General features: G+C 62.9%; 18 protein-coding genes. 7 read left to right on the top strand and 11 right to left on the bottom strand.

The window, feature by feature from the left end; genetic code table 11:
* Positions 1–172: 172 nt before the first annotated feature.
* Positions 173–442, bottom strand: coding sequence for a hypothetical protein (locus ACP7AL_RS03655; protein WP_425988979.1), 270 nt, complete (start codon positions 440–442; stop codon positions 173–175).
* Positions 443–579: 137 nt separating this feature from the next.
* Positions 580–1,398 (bottom strand): creatininase family protein, encoded by an 819-nt coding sequence (locus tag ACP7AL_RS03650; RefSeq protein WP_425988976.1) that lies wholly within the window; start codon positions 1,396–1,398, stop codon positions 580–582.
* Positions 1,399–1,495: 97 nt separating this feature from the next.
* Here ACP7AL_RS03650 and ACP7AL_RS03645 point away from each other — a divergent pair, with 97 nt between their 5' ends.
* The 5 genes from ACP7AL_RS03645 to ACP7AL_RS03625 are packed head-to-tail and all read left to right on the top strand — an operon-like array spanning position 1,496 to position 5,864.
* On the top strand, positions 1,496–2,515 hold the full coding sequence (locus ACP7AL_RS03645) for an ABC transporter substrate-binding protein (protein ID WP_425988973.1): 1,020 nt from the start codon (positions 1,496–1,498) through the stop codon (positions 2,513–2,515).
* A gap of 19 nt (positions 2,516–2,534) precedes the next feature.
* Complete coding sequence (locus ACP7AL_RS03640) at positions 2,535–3,350, top strand: ABC transporter ATP-binding protein (protein ID WP_425988970.1); 816 nt, start codon at positions 2,535–2,537, stop codon at positions 3,348–3,350.
* Positions 3,347–4,147 carry an ABC transporter permease gene (locus tag ACP7AL_RS03635; RefSeq protein ID WP_425988967.1) on the top strand — a complete coding sequence of 267 codons (801 nt, stop codon included), beginning with the start codon at positions 3,347–3,349 and terminating at the stop codon, positions 4,145–4,147. Before ACP7AL_RS03640 ends, ACP7AL_RS03635 begins: the two co-directional genes overlap by 4 nt.
* Positions 4,147–5,130, top strand: a complete 984-nt coding sequence (locus ACP7AL_RS03630) for a 2-hydroxyacid dehydrogenase (RefSeq protein WP_425988965.1) — start codon at positions 4,147–4,149, stop codon at positions 5,128–5,130. The genes ACP7AL_RS03635 and ACP7AL_RS03630 overlap by 1 nt, the downstream gene beginning before the upstream one ends.
* Before the next feature lie 2 nt (positions 5,131–5,132).
* A complete protein-coding gene (locus ACP7AL_RS03625) occupies positions 5,133–5,864 on the top strand; it encodes an AprI/Inh family metalloprotease inhibitor (RefSeq protein ID WP_425988962.1) in 732 nt (243 codons plus the stop codon).
* 2 nt (positions 5,865–5,866) lie between these two features.
* On the opposite strand, the gene radC is transcribed toward ACP7AL_RS03625, so the two are convergent.
* The 4 genes from radC to ACP7AL_RS03605 all read right to left on the bottom strand — a co-directional run bounded on the left by radC (position 5,867) and on the right by ACP7AL_RS03605 (position 9,714).
* Positions 5,867–6,589 carry a RadC family protein gene (gene radC, locus ACP7AL_RS03620; protein ID WP_425988959.1) on the bottom strand — a complete coding sequence of 241 codons (723 nt, stop codon included), beginning with the start codon at positions 6,587–6,589 and terminating at the stop codon, positions 5,867–5,869.
* A 121-nt stretch (positions 6,590–6,710) separates the two neighbouring features.
* Positions 6,711–7,535 (bottom strand): type I methionyl aminopeptidase, encoded by an 825-nt coding sequence (gene map, locus ACP7AL_RS03615; RefSeq protein WP_425988956.1) that lies wholly within the window; start codon positions 7,533–7,535, stop codon positions 6,711–6,713.
* A gap of 130 nt (positions 7,536–7,665) precedes the next feature.
* Entirely contained in the window at positions 7,666–8,394 is a 729-nt protein-coding gene (gene sfsA, locus ACP7AL_RS03610; protein WP_425988953.1) for a DNA/RNA nuclease SfsA, read from the bottom strand.
* A 6-nt stretch (positions 8,395–8,400) separates the two neighbouring features.
* Positions 8,401–9,714, bottom strand: a complete 1,314-nt coding sequence (locus ACP7AL_RS03605; RefSeq protein ID WP_425988951.1) for a mechanosensitive ion channel family protein — start codon at positions 9,712–9,714, stop codon at positions 8,401–8,403.
* 237 nt (positions 9,715–9,951) lie between these two features.
* Between ACP7AL_RS03605 and ACP7AL_RS03600 the strand changes: the two genes are divergently transcribed.
* Positions 9,952–11,748 carry a potassium/proton antiporter gene (locus ACP7AL_RS03600; protein ID WP_425988948.1) on the top strand — a complete coding sequence of 599 codons (1,797 nt, stop codon included), beginning with the start codon at positions 9,952–9,954 and terminating at the stop codon, positions 11,746–11,748.
* A 6-nt stretch (positions 11,749–11,754) separates the two neighbouring features.
* Here ACP7AL_RS03600 and ACP7AL_RS03595 read toward each other — a convergent pair whose 3' ends face one another.
* Together ACP7AL_RS03595 and ACP7AL_RS03590 are read right to left on the bottom strand one after the other, a co-directional pair.
* Positions 11,755–12,540: an ABC transporter ATP-binding protein gene (locus tag ACP7AL_RS03595; RefSeq protein WP_425988946.1), complete on the bottom strand. Its 786-nt coding sequence runs from the start codon at positions 12,538–12,540 to the stop codon at positions 11,755–11,757.
* Positions 12,537–13,559, bottom strand: a complete 1,023-nt coding sequence (locus ACP7AL_RS03590) for a FecCD family ABC transporter permease (protein ID WP_024920531.1) — start codon at positions 13,557–13,559, stop codon at positions 12,537–12,539. The genes ACP7AL_RS03595 and ACP7AL_RS03590 overlap by 4 nt, the downstream gene beginning before the upstream one ends.
* 72 nt (positions 13,560–13,631) lie before the next feature.
* On the opposite strand from ACP7AL_RS03590, the gene ACP7AL_RS03585 reads away from it, so the two are divergent.
* Complete coding sequence (locus ACP7AL_RS03585) at positions 13,632–14,504, top strand: ABC transporter substrate-binding protein (RefSeq protein WP_425988943.1); 873 nt, start codon at positions 13,632–13,634, stop codon at positions 14,502–14,504.
* 5 nt (positions 14,505–14,509) lie between these two features.
* Here ACP7AL_RS03585 and modC read toward each other — a convergent pair whose 3' ends face one another.
* Genes modC through modA form a run of 3 tightly spaced genes read right to left on the bottom strand, consistent with a single transcriptional unit; the run spans position 14,510 to position 16,712 of the window.
* The gene (modC, locus tag ACP7AL_RS03580) at positions 14,510–15,181 is read right to left on the bottom strand and encodes a molybdenum ABC transporter ATP-binding protein (RefSeq protein ID WP_425988941.1); all 672 of its coding nucleotides are present in this window, start codon (positions 15,179–15,181) and stop codon (positions 14,510–14,512) included.
* Between the two features lies 1 nt (position 15,182).
* A complete protein-coding gene (modB, locus tag ACP7AL_RS03575; RefSeq protein WP_425988938.1) occupies positions 15,183–15,878 on the bottom strand; it encodes a molybdate ABC transporter permease subunit in 696 nt (231 codons plus the stop codon).
* Positions 15,879–15,887: 9 nt separating this feature from the next.
* Positions 15,888–16,712, bottom strand: a complete 825-nt coding sequence (gene modA / locus ACP7AL_RS03570; RefSeq protein WP_425988935.1) for a molybdate ABC transporter substrate-binding protein — start codon at positions 16,710–16,712, stop codon at positions 15,888–15,890.
* Positions 16,713–16,896: the final 184 nt, after the last annotated feature.

The raw sequence follows: 16,896 nt of genomic DNA, 5'->3' as shown, positions 1-16,896 counted from the left end.
GGAGCCATGGCATTGTTATGTGACAATCAGACGACATGCGGCTGTGGCTTAGAGACGCTCGGCGAATCGCGCAAGCAAAAATGAAATGACCCGCCCGGGGGGACAACCGGGCGGGTCCTTGGGTCGACGCGGCGTGGATGAGGCGTCGCGCCGAACTCAACTTTGAAGCGGATCAGTAGCAGCTACGAACGCGGCCGATGTAATTGCCGTATGCGTCGAACTGGCGAACCCAGCCGCAGCGGCGATAGCCGTAATAGTCGCCCGCGTAAGCATTGCTGGCAGCGGCGGCGAACAGCGCGCCGGCGGCGAGACCGACACCAATGCCGACACCATGGTGATGATGAAACTTGCCGGCGTGGGCTTCCTGGGTGGTGGCGGCGATGCCACCGGTCAGAGCGACAGCAGCAACAGCGAGGGCGGCAATTTTGGTCTTGATCGACATGAAACTCTCCATCCTTGTTTGGGGCGGGCCGTGTGGACCGCATGCCAATTGGTGGTGAGTTCACGAGAATAGGTTCGAAGATTCTTTCCGAGAAATCATCGCGCCGAAAAATCTAGTTATTTCAATATATTATGTGGCTACTTCAGAATCTCAGGCCGATTTGCCAGCCGGGCGAGGTCGAACTTGCGGATATCATCGAGCAATTCAACGAATGCGCGCGCGCCGTGATCCAGCACCGCTTTGCCTTTCTGCGCGCTGGCCAACGTTGCATCGCCGACTGCGCCCAGCGGATTAAGATCCTGCATCGCCCACGCGAACGGTGCGGGCCGTCCCGCCGAGAGCCAGCGGAATTCTTTGGTCATCTGTTTTTCAGCAGACTCGAAATTCGCGAGCCGGTCCTCTCGGACCTGATCGGGAAAGGCCGCGAGCATGATCGAGGTTTCAACTGCGCCGCCGTGAATGCCGAAGCGCAATTCATCGGCAGGGAATAATCCATCCGGCGCGCCGAACCGGCTCCAGCTTGTGGTCACCGCCAGCATCCGATGCTTGGCGCGCAAATCCTGCGCGATCAGCGCCATCGCGGCGCTGTTGCCGCCGTGGCTGGTGACGATGACGAGTTTGCGGATGCCTGTCTGCGCGACCGTATCGCAGAGCGCCATCCATTTGCCGAGTGCGACGTCCGTCGCCAGCGTTTGTGTGCCGGGGTAGTCGGTATGTTCGGTTGAAATTCCGACCGGTTCGATCGGCAGAAACGTCACCGGCAGATTCTCTGGCAGGATGGCACGGACGCGCGCGAGGTACGCTTGCGCGATCAGGGTATCGGTCTCGAACGGCAGATGCGGCCCATGCTGCTCGGTTGCCGCGAGCGGCAACACGGCGAGCCAGCGAGCGGCATCGGTTTTGTCGATGCCGGACAGGTCAATTCCGGCCCAGTCATGCGGAGGATTTGAAGTCATCGTGCGCGGGTTTCTTCGAACAGGCGTTTCTTTGAATCAATTAGCAGAGTAGCCTTGCGATGCCCATCATGGGCAAAACGCTCAACGGAGTCCAATGATGCCACCCAGCCACTTGCTGCGCGCGTTTCTCGTCGGGATGGCGCTCGCTGCCGGACCCGCACATGCGCAGGCGCCCGGCGGACTGGACAAGGTGTCGTTCGGCACCAACTGGGTCGCCCAGGCCGAACACGGCGGGTTCTATCAGGCCGTGGCGGACGGCACCTACGCGCGTTACGGCCTCGATGTCACGATCGTTCCCGGTGGCCCCAACGTCAACAACCGCATCCAGTTGATCGCCGGCAAGATCGAGTTCTTCATGAGCGCGAACACGCTGCAATCGTTCGACGCCGTCGCGAACAACGTGCCGGTGGTCGCCGTCGCTGCGATTTTCCAGAAGGACCCGCAGGTTTTCCTGGCGCACCCCCAGTCAAAGGTCACCAAACTGGAAGACCTCAAGCCGCTGACGCTGTTCGTTTCCAAGGAGGGAATGCCGACCTATTTCCAGTGGCTGAAATCCGAATACGGCTTCAGCGAGGAGAACGTAAAGCCCTACACTTTCAACGCGCAGCCGTTTCTTGCCGACAAGAACAGCGCGATGCAGGGCTACGTGACGTCCGAACCGTTCGCGGTCGAGAAGCAGGCGAAGTTCAAGCCGACGGTGATCCTGCTCGCCGACTATGGCTTTAACGCCTATTCGACGCTGATCGAAACCAGAACCGCCTTCGCCGAGAAGAAGGCCGATCTGGTGCAGCGCTTTGTCGATGCGTCGGTGACCGGCTGGTACACCTATCTCTATGGCGATAACAGCGCCGGCAATGCGCTCATCAAGAAAGCCAATCCCGAGATGACCGACGATCTGCTCGCGTACTCTGTCGAGAAGATGAAGCAGTACGGCATCGTCGATTCCGGCGATACCTTGAAAGACGGCATTGGCGCGATGAGCGATGCACGTATGGCGGATTTCTTCGGCAAGATGGTTCGCGCAGGGGTGACGCGGCGCGACATCGATTATCGCAAGGCTTACACCTTGCGCTTCGTCAACAAGGCCGTGGGTCTTAACCTGCGCCCGAAGAACTGACGGAAGCGGATTCCCCGGAATGTCCATCCTCGAGGCTGACGATACGCAGGGCAGGCCGCCGGGGGGCGCGGCGGTGTCGCTGCGCGACGTCATCAAGACCTATGACAACGGCGTTGCCGCGCTGGGCCCGCTCGACCTGACCGTTCGCGCGGGCGAGTTCGTGTCATTGCTCGGTCCGTCCGGCTGCGGGAAGTCCACGGCGCTGCGCATCATGGCCGGGCTGAATGAGCCGACATCCGGCACTGTGCAGGTTGCCGGGCGCGGTGCGCGGGATCGTTCGCGTCACACGATCGGCTTCGTGTTTCAGGAGCCGACCCTGATGCCGTGGGCGAGCGTGCGCGGCAATGTCCAGCTTCCGCTCGATCTGGCCCATGTGTCCCGCGCCGATGCCGTCGTGCGGGTCAATCAGGCGCTGTCGCAAGTCGGGCTCGCTGAGTTCGCCGAGGTCTATCCGCGCGAACTGTCCGGCGGCATGAAGATGCGGGTCTCGCTGGCGCGGGCGCTGGTGACCGATCCGGAAATTCTCCTGATGGACGAACCTTTCGCGGCGCTCGACGAGATCACGCGCTTCAAGCTGAACAACGACCTGCTCGCGCTCTGGCGCAAGCTGGGCAAGACCATCGTGTTCGTGACGCATTCGGTGTTCGAGTCGGTGTACCTGTCGCAGCGCGTGCTGATCATGACATCCCGGCCCGGCCGCATCGCGCGCGAATTTCGCATCGATGCAGCCGAGCCGCGCGGCGAGGCGTTCCGCACATCCGCAGAGTACGCAGCCTGCTGCCGCGATGTGTCAGCGGCGCTGGCCAAGGCAAGTGGCGCAGGAGCTGCTCCATGACGGCGCGTGAGTCATCGCCGGCCCGCTTGCTGAAAATCCTTCTGCCGCTAATCGCCCTGGCTGTCGGCGTTGCGGTCTGGGAGGCTGTAGTTCGCCTCAATAATCTTCCGGTCTACGTCCTGCCCGCACCGAGCGTCGTCTTCTCGACCCTCGTGCAGGACTGGCCGATCCTGTTCGGATCGTTGCTCACAACACTACTGACCACGGTTCAGGGCTTTGTCGCGGCGGCGGTCGGCGGCATTGCGCTTGCGGTGTTGTTCAGCCGATCGAAATGGCTGGAGTATGCGCTGCTGCCCTATGCGGTGATCCTTCAGGTCACGCCGGTCATCGCGATCGCGCCGCTGCTGCTGATCTACCTGCCACAGCATGTGGCGGTCGTGATCTGCGCCTGGATCGTGGCGTTCTTTCCGGTGCTGTCGAACACCACGCTGGGGCTGAATTCGGTCGATCGCAATCTGCTCGGCCTGTTCGAACTGTACGGCGCCTCGCGCGCGCAGACGCTGCGCCACCTGAAACTGCCTTCGGCGCTGCCGCATATCCTCGGGGGCTTGCGGATCGCGGGCGGCCTGTCGCTGATCGGCGCGGTGGTCGCCGAAATCGCGGCAGGTTCGGCCGGGGCAGGTTCCGGACTGGCTTACCGGATCGCAGAGGCCGGCTACCGCCTCAATATCCCGCGGATGTTCGCGGCGCTGTTGCTGCTCTCGATTGCCGGAATTGTCATCTATTTGGGCCTCTCGCTGGCCTCGTATCTTGTGCTACGACGCTGGCACGAAAGTGCGCTTGGAAAGGAAAACTAATGGCTGCGAATGGTTCTCAGGAAAAGGTCGATGTACTGGTTTACGGCCCATCGAAGCCGGTAATCGATAACGGGTTTCCTGCGAACTTCGTTCTCCACAAATTCGAGAACCATCGCGATCTGAGCCGCCTGGCCCCGGAAATCGCCGGGCGGATTCGCGGCATTGCGGTCACCGGCCTGGTATCGACTGACGCCGCGACGCTGTCGCACTTTCCGAAGGTTGAGATCGTGTCCAGCTTCGGGGTCGGCTACGATCATATCGATGCCAAATACGCCGCCGAGCACGGCATCGTCGTCACCAACACGCCGGACGTGCTGACAGAGGAGGTCGCCGACACCGCGCTGGGTCTTTTGATCGCGACGCTGCGTGAGTTCATCAAGGCGGACCGCTATCTGCGGGCCGGGCACTGGACCACGAAAGCCTTTCCGCTGAGCCCCGGTTCGCTGCGTGACCGCAAGGTCGGCATGGTTGGCATGGGGCGTATCGGCCAGGCCATCGCGCGCCGCCTCGATGCATCGCTGGTGCCGGTGGTTTATCACTCGCGCAACCCGGCGAAGGGGGTGACCTACAAGCACTATCCCAACCTGGTCGAGATGGCCAAGGACGTTGATACACTGATCGCCATCACCCCTGGTGGCCCGTCGACCGCAAAAATGATCAATGCCGAGGTGCTCAAGGCGCTCGGGCCGCGTGGCGTGTTCATCAACGTCGCGCGCGGATCGGTGGCTGACGAGGATGCGCTGATCGCCGCGCTCAAGGATGGCACCATCATGGCGGCGGGCCTCGACGTGTTCGCGAACGAACCGGAGGTGCCGGATGCATTGAAGGCGATGCAGAATGTCGTACTGCTGCCGCACATTGCTTCCGCCTCGGTGACCACGCGCAACGCGATGGATCAGCTTGTGGTCGACAATCTCAAGCTGTGGTTCTCCGGCAAGGCGCCATTGACCCCGATTGCCGAGACGCCGGTGAAAGGCCGCTGAACATGTCCCGCGCCGCACTGCCCGGACTCACGAGACGTCTGCTGATCGGGCGGGCTTGCCTGCTCGCATTGGCAGCAGTTCTCATGATCGCATCGGACGCAGTGGCACAGGACGCTCGTTCTCTCACCAAGGAGATGGTCGGAGAATGGGAGCTCTCGACGGCGGGCCGCGACAAGACCTGCATTGTGACGCTGAAGAGCGATTCCACACCGCAAGGCCTGAAGCTGGAGCTCGATAAAGGGTGCGGCAATGCGTTGCCTTTCACCAAGAGCATCGTGGCGTGGAGTGTGAAGGGCCTCGACATCGTGCGGCTGCAGGATGCGGCGGGGCAATCGGTCATCGACGTGACCGAGGTCGAAAGCGGAATCTTCGAAGGCCTGCGGCAAGGCGAGGGCGTGTATCTTTTGCAGAATCTCGCAGCCGCGCGCGCCCTGTCAAAATCCGCCGACCAGCTCATTGGCGACTGGGCGATGGTGCGCGGCAGCGGCAAATCGATCTGCGGATTGACGCTGACCAACACTGAAACGAACACGCCGGAGAATTTCGCGGTGTACCTGAAGCCGCGCTGCGACCCGCTGGTGGCGGCTTTCGCGCCAACCGTATGGCGCATCGAGCGCGGCGAACTGCTGCTGCAGTCGGCAAAGGGCGAAATCTGGCGCTTCGAGGCCGACGACAATGCACAGTGGCGGCGCATTCCCGACAGCGCCGATCCGTTGCTGCTGACGCGGCAGTAGATTTAGATCAGCCGCATCCCCTTCAGGCTGGCGTGGCCGTTCTTGCCGACGATGATGTGATCGTGCACCGAGATCCCGAGCGGGCTCGAAATCGACATGATCGATTTCGTCATCTGGATGTCGGCGGTCGATGGCGTTGGATCACCGGAAGGATGGTTGTGCACCAGAATGATCGCGGTGGCCGACAGTTCCAGCGCGCGCTTGACCACTTCGCGCGGATAGACCGGCGTGTGATCGACAGTTCCGATCTGTTGCAATTCATCCGCGATCAACTGATTGCGCTTGTCGAGAAACAGGATCCGGAACTGCTCCTTGTCGGCAAAGGCCATGGCCGCGCGGCAGTACTCGATCACGTTCGACCACGACGACAGCACGGTCTTCTCTTTGCTGATCCGGCCCTTGGCGACCCGGCTCGCGGTCGCAGCGATCAGTTTAATCTCGGTGATCGCCGAATCGCCGAGACCGCTGACTTCCTTCAGGCGTAACTCCGGCGCGTGAACCACCTCGGCGAACGATCCGAATTTCGCGATCAGCGCCTTCGCCAGCGGTTTGACGTCACGCCGCGGCAGCGCACGAAACAGCACCATCTCCAGCAACTCGTAGTCGCTCAGCGCATCGGCGCCCGCCTCGCGGAATCGCTCGCGCAGCCGCTCGCGATGGCCATGATAGTGCGGCGCTTCGGAGAAGCCGGATGACGAGGACGGACCGTCGGATTTTGCGGGCATGGCGGAATGCGTGCTCAAGTATGCTGCAAGCATCGCCGCGCCCGGCTGCATTTGCAACCGGGTTTATTCCACAAGAATCTCTGCTGAATGCGGATATGTCCATCCGCGCGAAGCTAGAGCGTCAGACCCTGTAAGGCGGCTTGTCCAGCTTGCCGGGGGAGAGCGTGAAGATTTCCACGCCGTCGTGCGTCACGCCGACCGAATGCTCGAACTGCGCCGACAGCGAGCGGTCGCGGGTCACGGCGGTCCACCCGTCGGACAGCACCTTCACATGCGGCTTGCCGAGATTGATCATCGGTTCGATGGTGAAGAACATGCCCGGCTTCAGTTCCACGCCCTCGCCGGGGCGGCCGATGTGAATGATATTCGGCTCGTCGTGAAACATCCGGCCGAGACCATGGCCGCAGAAATCGCGCACCACGCTCATCTGTTGCGGCTCGACGAAACTCTGGATCGCATGGCCGATGTCGCCGGTGGTGGCGCCCGGCTTCACGGCGGCAATGCCGCGCATCATCGCTTCATAGGTGACATCGATCAGCCGCTCCGCGCGGCGTGAAATTTCGCCGACGGCATACATGCGGCTGGAGTCGCCATACCATCCGTCGACGATCATGGTCACGTCCACGTTGACGATATCGCCTTCCTTGAGCGGACGATCACCGGGCATGCCGTGGCAGACCACGTGGTTGATCGAGGTGCAGGTCGAGTAGCGATAGCCGCGATACATCAGGGTCGCGGGATAGGCCTTATGGTCGAAAGCGAACTTGCGGACGAAATCGTCGATCTGCGAGGTGAAAATACCCGGCCTGACGATGGTGGCCAGTTCGTCGAGACATCGCGCGACCAGCGCTCCCGCCTTGCGCATGCCGGCAAACGCCTGGGGACCGTGCAGCTTGATCTGCCCGGTCTTTCGCAGCGAGGTTTCGGTGGCTTCGACATAGTTCATGGGCGAATCTGGCTTGAAATCGAGGAAAATTGAGGGTGCATCAGCCCAATTTAATGGATGCTGCCCGCAGTGCAAGCCGCAGCACCAGCCGGGCTGCCCAGCCCTGTTTTCAGGGCATTTATGACCGTTTTCAGGTCTCGATGGGAACGGAACGCCCAAGCCTGATGTCGTGGCGTGTGAGATCGCACGTCCATGCCAAAGCCTCGACGCCAGCGGTGCCGGCCCGGTCGAAGGCGCGCGCATAGGCCGGATCGATGTCGCGGGCCAGCGCGAACGAGCGGGCCGAGCCGATCTGGATCACGAACAGCATCACGGCGCGGGCGCCTGAGGTGACCATCTCCGCCAGCTCGTCGAGATGCTTCGCGCCGCGCGCGGTGACCGAATCGGGGAACTCGGCAATACCGGCGCGCCGCATCAGATGCACGTTCTTGACCTCGACATAGCAGGGCGGACGCGAGGGATCTTCCAGCAGGAAGTCGACGCGTGAGCCCTTGCCGTTGATGGTGCGGCCGTACTTCACCTCGCGGCGGATGGTCGCGTAACCCGTCAACTCGGGAATCGCTCGGGCCGCGAGTGCTTCGGCCACGATCGGGTTCGGATGCATGGTGTTGACGCCGGTCAGCTCAAGGCCGCCGCCGAAGTCGGCCTCAACCAGTTCCCAGGAGTAAGGCAGCTTGCGCGCAAGGCTCGGCGATTTCGACAGCCACACCCGCGCGCCTTCGGCCTGAAGCCCGGTCATGGCGCCGGGATTGGCGACATGCGCGGTAATTACCGTGCCGTCGGCCAGTTCGACGTCGGCGAGGAAACGCTTGTAGCGGCGGATCAGGGTCGCCGGCACCAGTTCGCTGGCAAAACGCATTGATGTCTAGCTTTGCACGTCGACGACGGTTTCGACCGGCAGCGCGCCGCCGCGGATACGGATTTCCCGCACCGGATACGGCACGCGGATGTTCTCGCTCTTGAAGGCGTTCCACAGCTTCAGCATCACATCGCTGCGGACATTGTCGGCGCCGACATCGAGATCGGCCACCCAGAATGTCAGCGAGAATTTCATGCCGGTTTCGGCAAATTCCGTCAGCAGGCAATTCGGCGCCTTGAAGGTCGCAACATTCGCCGTCTTGGATGCGATATCGACGGCGAGCTTGCAGACGAGGGTCGGATCGGCGTCGTAGTTGGTCGCGAAGTTGACCTTCACCAGCATGTTCTTGTTGGTGTAGGTCCAGTTGACCACCCGCTGGGTCACCAGATCTTCATTCGGGATCAGGATTTCGCGGCCGTCACCCGCTGCGACGGAAATATAGCGCGTATTCATCGCGCTGATTTTTCCCGAACTGTCGCCGATGGTAATGAGGTCGCCGGGCTTCACCGACTTGTCCGCCAGCAGGATCACGCCGCTGATGAAATTGGCGACGATCTTCTGCAAGCCGAAGCCGAGACCGACGCCGATGGCGCCGGAAAACAGCGCAAAGGCGGACAGGTCGATGCCCGCTGCGCTCATGACCACTGCGAATGCGGCGACCATCAGCAGCAGGCGAACGATCTTGATCAGAAGAACCTGAACCGACGGCGTGAGATCGCGCGAGCGCGAAATCCGGGCTTCGAGGAAGTTGCCGAGGATGTTGACCAGCCAGAGCGCGATGCCGAGTGACACCACGACCTTCAGGATCAGCAATGGAGTGACCCGCAGCGCGCCGAGCGGGATGGATACCGAATCCAGCGCGGCCGACACGTCATCCAGCTTCCCGATAATGCTAAGAGCCGCGACGATCCAGGCGGTGACGGACACCGCACGGACCACGAACTCGTTGCGGATCAATCCGGTGGCAAGACGAATGATGACCCATGCTGTCGCGAGGCTGGCCGCGGTGGAGAGCAGGTAGCCGTGTCGGAGAACTTCGGTTTTCACAACGACTGCGCGGGCGATGCTGGTCAGCAGCGCGAAGATGATCGCATCGGCCCGGTTCATCAGGATGCGGATCAGCGCACGCAGCGGCGCCGGCAGACCCATCGCCAGCGATGTCGGACTGACCCGCGCACGCAAGAAGCTGGCGAGGGCCAGCGACAGGCCCGCAGCGGCCAGAATGATGCCAGCCTGCATGTAGAACCAGGGCGAGATCAGATAGGCCTCGGCAGATTTGACGCTGGCCTGTAACGCCTGCTGGATATCATCCCATTCCATGGGCAACTCACCTCAAAAGGAGGCAGGCCGGTTCGCCTGCCCCAGCTTCGATCCTGATTCGATAACATCGACAGATTCCCATATTCCGCCGCTACGGGCGTGTGAGAATTCCGCGCACGGCCGACTTAACACCAGCAAATCCGGCACAATCGTGATGACAGCGACAAATCGGTTGGCGGCAGGCGGCTGCGACTATATTCATGGATTTGCAGACATTTTAGGAGACATACACAGCTAATGGCATCTCTCGACTCGGTCAGCATTGCCATTCTGCTCGGCTCGGTTCTCGTGATGGCGGGCATCCTCTCGAGCCTGCTCGCGCTGCGCTTCGGCGCTCCGTTGCTGCTGGTCTTCCTTTTTGTCGGTATTCTCGCAGGCGACAGCGGACCCGGCGGCATCCGCTTCGACGACGTGCAGTCGACCTATCTGGTCGGGTCGGTGGCGCTGGCGCTGATCCTGTTCGATGGCGGCCTCAAGACCCGTTTCCAGAGCATCCGCGCGGTGCTGGCGCCGTCGGCCGCTCTGGCGACCTTCGGCGTGCTGGTAACGGCGCTGATCACGGCGCCCGTTGCCAAATATGCACTCGGGATCGGCTGGGCAGAGGCGCTGCTGGTTGGCGCTGTGGTGGGCTCCACCGACGCGGCAGCGGTGTTCCTGCTGGTGCACAGCCAGGGTCTTCGTCTGCGCCCGCGCGTCGGCGCGACCCTTGAGGTGGAATCCGGCACCAACGATCCGTTCGCGGTCTTCCTGACGCTGATGCTGGTGGAGTTCCTGTCGATCGGGCAGAGTTCGGCGGCGCACATTGCGCTTCAGTTCGTGCGCGAGAGCGCGCTGGGCGTGCTCTTCGGTGCTGTCGGCGGCTGGCTTGTGGTCCTGGCGCTGAATCGCATCTCGCTGCCGCAGGGTTTGCACGCCCCCTTCGTGACGACAGCCGCGCTGGTCATTTTCGGGGTGTCCCAGATCTCGCACGCGTCGGGATTCCTCGCCGTCTATCTCGCCGGCATGATCATCGGAAACCGTCCGACCCGCGCGCACAATTCCGTCGTGGCATTTCTCGACGCCGCGACATGGCTGGCGCAGATCGTGATGTTCGTGCTGCTCGGTCTCCTGGTTTCACCCGAGCGAACCCTGGCGACCGTGCTGCCGGCTGTCGCGGTCGCACTGGTGCTGATGCTGGTGGCGCGGCCGGTCGCGGTGTTTCTTTGCCTCGCGCCGTTCCCGTTCAACTGGCGCGAAAGGACTTTCATCGCCTGGGTCGGCCTGCGCGGCGCGGTCGCGATCTTTCTGGCCTCGATCCCGATGCTGGTCGGGCTGCCGAACGCGCAGGTGTATTTCGACGTCGCCTTCGTGGTTGTCATTATTTCGCTGCTGCTGCAAGGCTGGACCCTCGCTGCGGCGGCGCGTCGCCTGCATGTGGCGTTGCCGCGGGCTGATCGCGGGCCCCGGCGCGTCGAACTCGATCTGCCGGGACAGCTCGAACAGCAGCTTGTGGGTTATCCGGTTCGCGCCAACAGCCTGTTTCTGAAGCGCGGGCTGATCCCGTCATGGTCGAAGCCGACGCTGGTGATCCGCGACGAGAAAATTCTATCGCCGACCGAGGCCGAACCGGTGGTCAAGGGTGACTATCTCTATCTGCTCGCACCGCCGGAGAAGGCCGAGGCGCTGGATCGCTTCTTTGTCGACATGCCGGTGGTGCCAGCGCCGGACCCGCATCTGCTCGGCGACTTCATGATGCCTGGTGACGTGACCCTCAAGGATGTTGCCGATATTTACGGCGTCACCATCGCCCCCGGCGACGCGCATCTGACACTGGCGGATTATTTCGACATTCATCTCGATCATGCGCCCCGCGTCGGCGCGACCTTGCCGCTCGATTCCATTGTACTGGTGGCGCGGAGCATCGGCGGCAACCGGGTGAACGTGGTCGGGCTCCGGCTGCCGGAGGATGAGGAGCCGCCGGCCCCTGAACTGAGCCGCACCGCTGCCGCCAGACGCAAGCTGTCGCGGATCGGGACCCGGCTGCTCGGGAGCTGAGCCTGTTTAAAGTGCGCGGGATGGCAACAGCAGCGGCCCGTCCGGCGTCTCGACGCGGTTCACCGAGATGCCGAAGATCTCCGCAATGCGATCAGGCGTCAGTGCAAGCTGCGGGGTATCGTTGGCGACGATGCGGCCCTCATTCATGATGACCACGCGATCGGCGAACCGCATTGCCAAGGCGAGATCGTGAATGATCGCAAGCACGGCGGTGCCGCCATGGGCGATCCGCTGAAGCAGATCCATGACGATCAATTGGTGGCGCTCATCCAGTGAGGTCGTCGGCTCGTCTGCGATCAAGACCGACGCCTCGGTGGCGAGTGCCCGCGCAATCGCGACGCGCGCCCGTTCCCCGCCTGACAGTGTCGTAATCAGCCGCGAAGAAAACTCGCCGACGGCGGTTGCCTCGATGGCGCGCTCGATGGCGATGCGATCCTTGATGGAGGTCTGCGAGAACGGGTCCGCATGGGGTTCGCGTCCGAGCGCAACGATGCTGTCCACCCGCATCGGCCAATGGAATTCATGTCCCTGCGGCAGATAGGAGATCGCACGCGCGCGAGCGCGGGGCTGCATGTGACGCAGGCTGACGCCATCGAATGCGGTTGAGCCCTCGGTTCGCATCACGCCGGCCATGGCGCGCGCCAGTGTGGTTTTGCCGGCGCCGTTGGGTCCGGCGAGAATTGTGAATTCGCCGGCATTCAAGGTCAGATCGGCAGTGTCCACGATCCGGCGCGAACCACGGACAACCGTGATACCGGAGGAGACAAGGCGCGGCGCATTGTTTGTCTTCATTGCGTGCTGTCCTCCAATGCACGGCGTTCATGGAAGATCATCGCTAGGAAGAACGGTACCCCGATCAGCGCCGTCACCACGCCGATCTTGATTTCAATGACGGCGGGGATCAGGCGCACCGCGATATCCGCCGCCATCAGCAGCGCCGCGCCCGCCAGTGACGCCGGCAGCAGTACGCGCGCAGGATCCGATCCATAGAACCGCCGCACCAGATGCGGCGCGACCAGTCCCACGAACGAGATCGCGCCTGCAACGGAAACAGCAGCGCCGACGCCGAGCGCGACACCGATCACCACCAGCACGCGCGTGCGCTCGACATTGACGCCGAGCGAGGCAGCGGCGTCTTCACCGAGCGTCAGCGCGCGAAACGCCTTCGCGTTATACGCCAGCACAAACCAGCTCACGATCATAAACGGTGCGGCAAGCCAGACGTGCTCCATGCTGCGATCGCGCAGCGAGCCGAGTAGCCAGAACGCGATCTCCAGTGCGATGTACGGATTGGGCGCGAGATTGAGAATGAGGGCGATGGCCGCGCCCGCGAGACTGGCGAGCGCGAGGCCCGCCAGAAGAGTCACGGTCAGCGACGCCCGGCGTCCGGCGATGGCGACCAGCGCTCCAACCGAAAGAAGTGCGCCGGCGATGCCGGCGAGCGGCACCGCCAGCGACAGCGCGTTGGCCAGACCGAACGCCATGATTGCCGCGGCGGCCGCTGCTGCCGCCTGCGGCGCGCCGAACAGCGACGGTTCGGCGAGCGGATTGCGCAGCAGGCCCTGCAACGACGCGCCGGCCAGTCCAAACGTGGCGCCGATCAGCATCGCCAGCAATGTTCTCGGCAAACGGATATCGCGGACGATAATCGACGCCACGCCCTGATCGGAAAACAATGCTGCAATGACCGTACGCGGCGAAAAGGACGCAGGCCCGGTCATCAGCGACAGCACGAACAGCACCGCCACCAGAATGGCGAGCGTCGCGGTCAGCACGGGTCCCTGAATATCGCCTCGGCTATCGCTCTTCATCTTGTTCCGGCATATCTCCGCAGCAGGAAGGGCCGCTGACGCAATCCGATTGGCGTGGCATAACAGGCTGTCATGATCAAGAAAACCATCTTCGCGGCCATGAGTATTTTGGTCCCGCTCGCGGTGTTTTGCGGCTCCGTGCAGAACACGCGTGCGGACGGGCCGCCGAAGCGCATCGTATCCTTCAATCTCTGCGCCGATCAGTTGCTGCTCGCGCTGGCCGACCCGGCCCAGATTGCCGGATTGTCGCCCTATGCGGTCAATCCGCTTCTGTCGGTGATGACGGACAGGGCCGCGGCGTTTCCCCGGCTGGATTGGGATGCGGAATCGGTCGTGAACCTCGCGCCTGATCTGGTGCTCGGCGGACCCAGCCATCGCCCGATCCATGCAATGCTCAGCGCGATGGGCATTCGCGTCGTGGACGTCGAACTCATCCGCAATCTCGCCGATGCGCGCCGTCAGGCCATCGAGGTGGGAAAGCTTGTCGGCTATCCCGAGCGCGGCGAGGCGCTGGCGCGCCAGATCGAACAGGCCGAGGCGAGATTGTCGGCGGTTGCCCTGAAGCCGCCGCTGACGGCGCTGGTCATTCAGCGCGAAGGCTACCGGGAAGGTCCAGCCAGTCTGGCTTCCGGTATGCTCTCCATCGCGGGATTGCGGCCGCCGCAACGGGCCGCTGGCGGAGCCGGCGGCTTCATGGCTGCGGAGCAGGGCGGATTCGTATCGCTTGAGCACTTGCTCACTGACGGACCGGATGTGCTGGTGTTGCAGGACCCGCCGCGTGAGGCCCAGGATCAGGGTGCGCTGTTCATCACCCATCCGGCGCTGCTGACGCGCTATGGGGCGAACAGGCGGATCGACCTCCCCGAACGCTACACGCTGTGCGGCGGACCGCCGTTGCTCGCAGGACTGGATTATCTCGCAAAGGCGATCACGACGCTGAAGTAGAAACCTCAGGCAGTCGCGGGCAAAACCTCGACGCCGCCACTGGCGACCACCTTGCCGCGCTTGAGCATCACCACATTCGTCGCCACCCGCCGCATCTCGCCGGCATCGTGGCTGACAAATACCATCGGCACGCTGGCTTCATCGCGCAGCCGGGCGAAGTAGGGAAGGATCTCCGCTTTCCGTTCCTCGTCGAGCGAGCCGAGCGGTTCGTCGAGCAGCAGCAGGCGCGGTTTCGCGAGCAGGGCGCGGCCGAGCGCCACACGCTGGCGCTCACCGCCGGAGAGTTGGGCGGGGCGCCGAGTGAGCAGATGTCCGATGTCGAGCAGATCGACGGTGTGTTTCTCAGCGGCCGCGTCGCGGTCGAGGCCATTCATGCGGCGCCCGTAGTCGAGATTCTGCATGACATCGAGATGCGGAAACAGCCGCGCGTCCTGAAACACATAACCGATCCGCCGCCGGTGCGGAGGAATGTGCATGTACAAAGCCGTATCGTCGAGCGTTTTCCCGTAGAGCACGATGCGGCCGCGATCGGGCGTCACCAGCCCGGCGATCATGTTGATGATCGAGGTCTTGCCGGCGCCGGAATTGCCGAACAGCCCGGTGACCAGCCCATCGCTTGTGAAGGATGTTTCAAGCCTGAAATCGCCAAGTTGCTTTTCAATATCGACGAGCAGCATATCAATAACCGTGCAGCCGCGCCGTCGCGCGACGCGCAAGAATTTCAGACGCGATCAGTGCGGCCATGGCAATTGCGATCGATACGATCACAAGCCGCAGCGCAGCCGTATCGCCGTCCGGCGTCTGGGTCAGCGAATAGATCGCCGCCGAGATGGTTTGCGTTTCGCCGGGAATGTTGGAGACGAATGTAATCGTCGCGCCGAATTCGCCGATGGCCTTGGCGAAGCCGAGCACCATGCCGGCCAGGATTCCTGGCAACGCAAGCGGCAGTGTGACGGTCAGGAACACGCGCCAGGGCGCAGCGCCGAGCGTGCTGGCCGCCTGTTCGAGCTTGCGGTCCACCGCCTCGATGGACAGCCGGATGGGCCGTACCAGCAGCGGAAACGACATCACGCCGCAGGCAAGCGCCGCGCCGGTCCAGCGGAATGCGAACACGATACCGAGTGTGTCGGCAAGCCACGCGCCGACCAAGCCTTTACGTCCGAAGGTCAGCAGCAGCAGATAGCCGGTGACGACAGGCGGCAGCACCAGCGGCAGATAGATCAGCGCATCCAGCGCCGCCTTGCCCCAGAAGTTCCGCCGCGCCAGAAGCCACGCCACGGCGATGCCGAGTGGCGTGGCGACCAGTGTGGCGACGGCGGCGACCCGCAATGAGAGCAGGATCGCCGTCCATTCTTCGGCGGAGAGTTCGGACACGGCGGGTTGTTACGACGTCGGCTTGATCAGGAAGGTGAAGCCGTACTTTTCGAAGATCGACTTCGCCGCGGCCGAACGAAGGAACGCGAGATAGGGCGTTGCGTCTGCCTTCGCGCCTGCCGTCGCCGCCACCGGATAGATGATCGCCGGATGCGAATCCGGCGGGAAGGCGCCGATGATCTTCACGCCGGGTTCGACCTTGGCATCGGTCTCATACACGATGCCGAGATTGGCTTCGCCGCGCGCGACCAATGCGAGTGCGGCGCGCACGCTTTCAGCCATGGCGAATTTCGGCTCAGCGGCCTGCCACGCACCGAGCTTTTCCAGCGCAGCCTTGGCGTATTTGCCGACCGGCACGGCCTTGACGTCACCGGTGGCGATCCTGCCGTCGCCTGCGAGCTTGGCGAGATCGAAGCCCTGACCGATTGTAACCGTCGTGAGCTTGGAATCTTTCGGAACGATCAGCACGATCTTGTTGCCGAGCAGGTTGATCCGCGACGTGTCGCTGATGGTCTTCTTTCCTGCGGAGTAATCCATCCAGTCAGTGTCGGCCGAGATGAAGATATCCGCCGGCGCGCCCTGCTCGAGCTGCTTGGCGAGCGCGGAGCTTGCAGCATAACTGGAGACCACTTTAACGCCGGTCTTGGCTGTGTAGGCGGCGTTGGCCTCGTCGAGCGCGTTCTTCATCGAAGCGGCGGCGAACACGGTGAGGGTCTTGTCCTGCACGGCCGCCGGTGGTGCGCCCGCCGGCTTCGCGTCCTGCGCATAAGCCATCGAGAACAGCGGCGCGCAGACAAGCGCGGTCACAACGAGAAAACGGGACATAAAGGTCATTTGGGCGCTCCATAGCGGGGCGCGCGCAACAATGCGCGCAAGCCGGCTTTGATCAAATCATCTGACGACAAGCGGAAGCGCCGTTCCGGCAACCCCGGCAGCGCGCAGCATGCCAAGGCATCGTTCGCCGGGACAATATCAGGCGTGGTCGCTGCGTAAAGTCCCGGATCGCTCCCCGGTTACG

The organism is Afipia sp. DC4300-2b1, assembly GCF_049895725.1.
Lineage (GTDB): Bacteria > Pseudomonadota > Alphaproteobacteria > Rhizobiales > Xanthobacteraceae > Afipia > Afipia broomeae.
The sequence above is the reverse complement of the archived record's forward strand: the minus strand, read 5'-3'. Positions and strand labels throughout refer to the sequence as shown.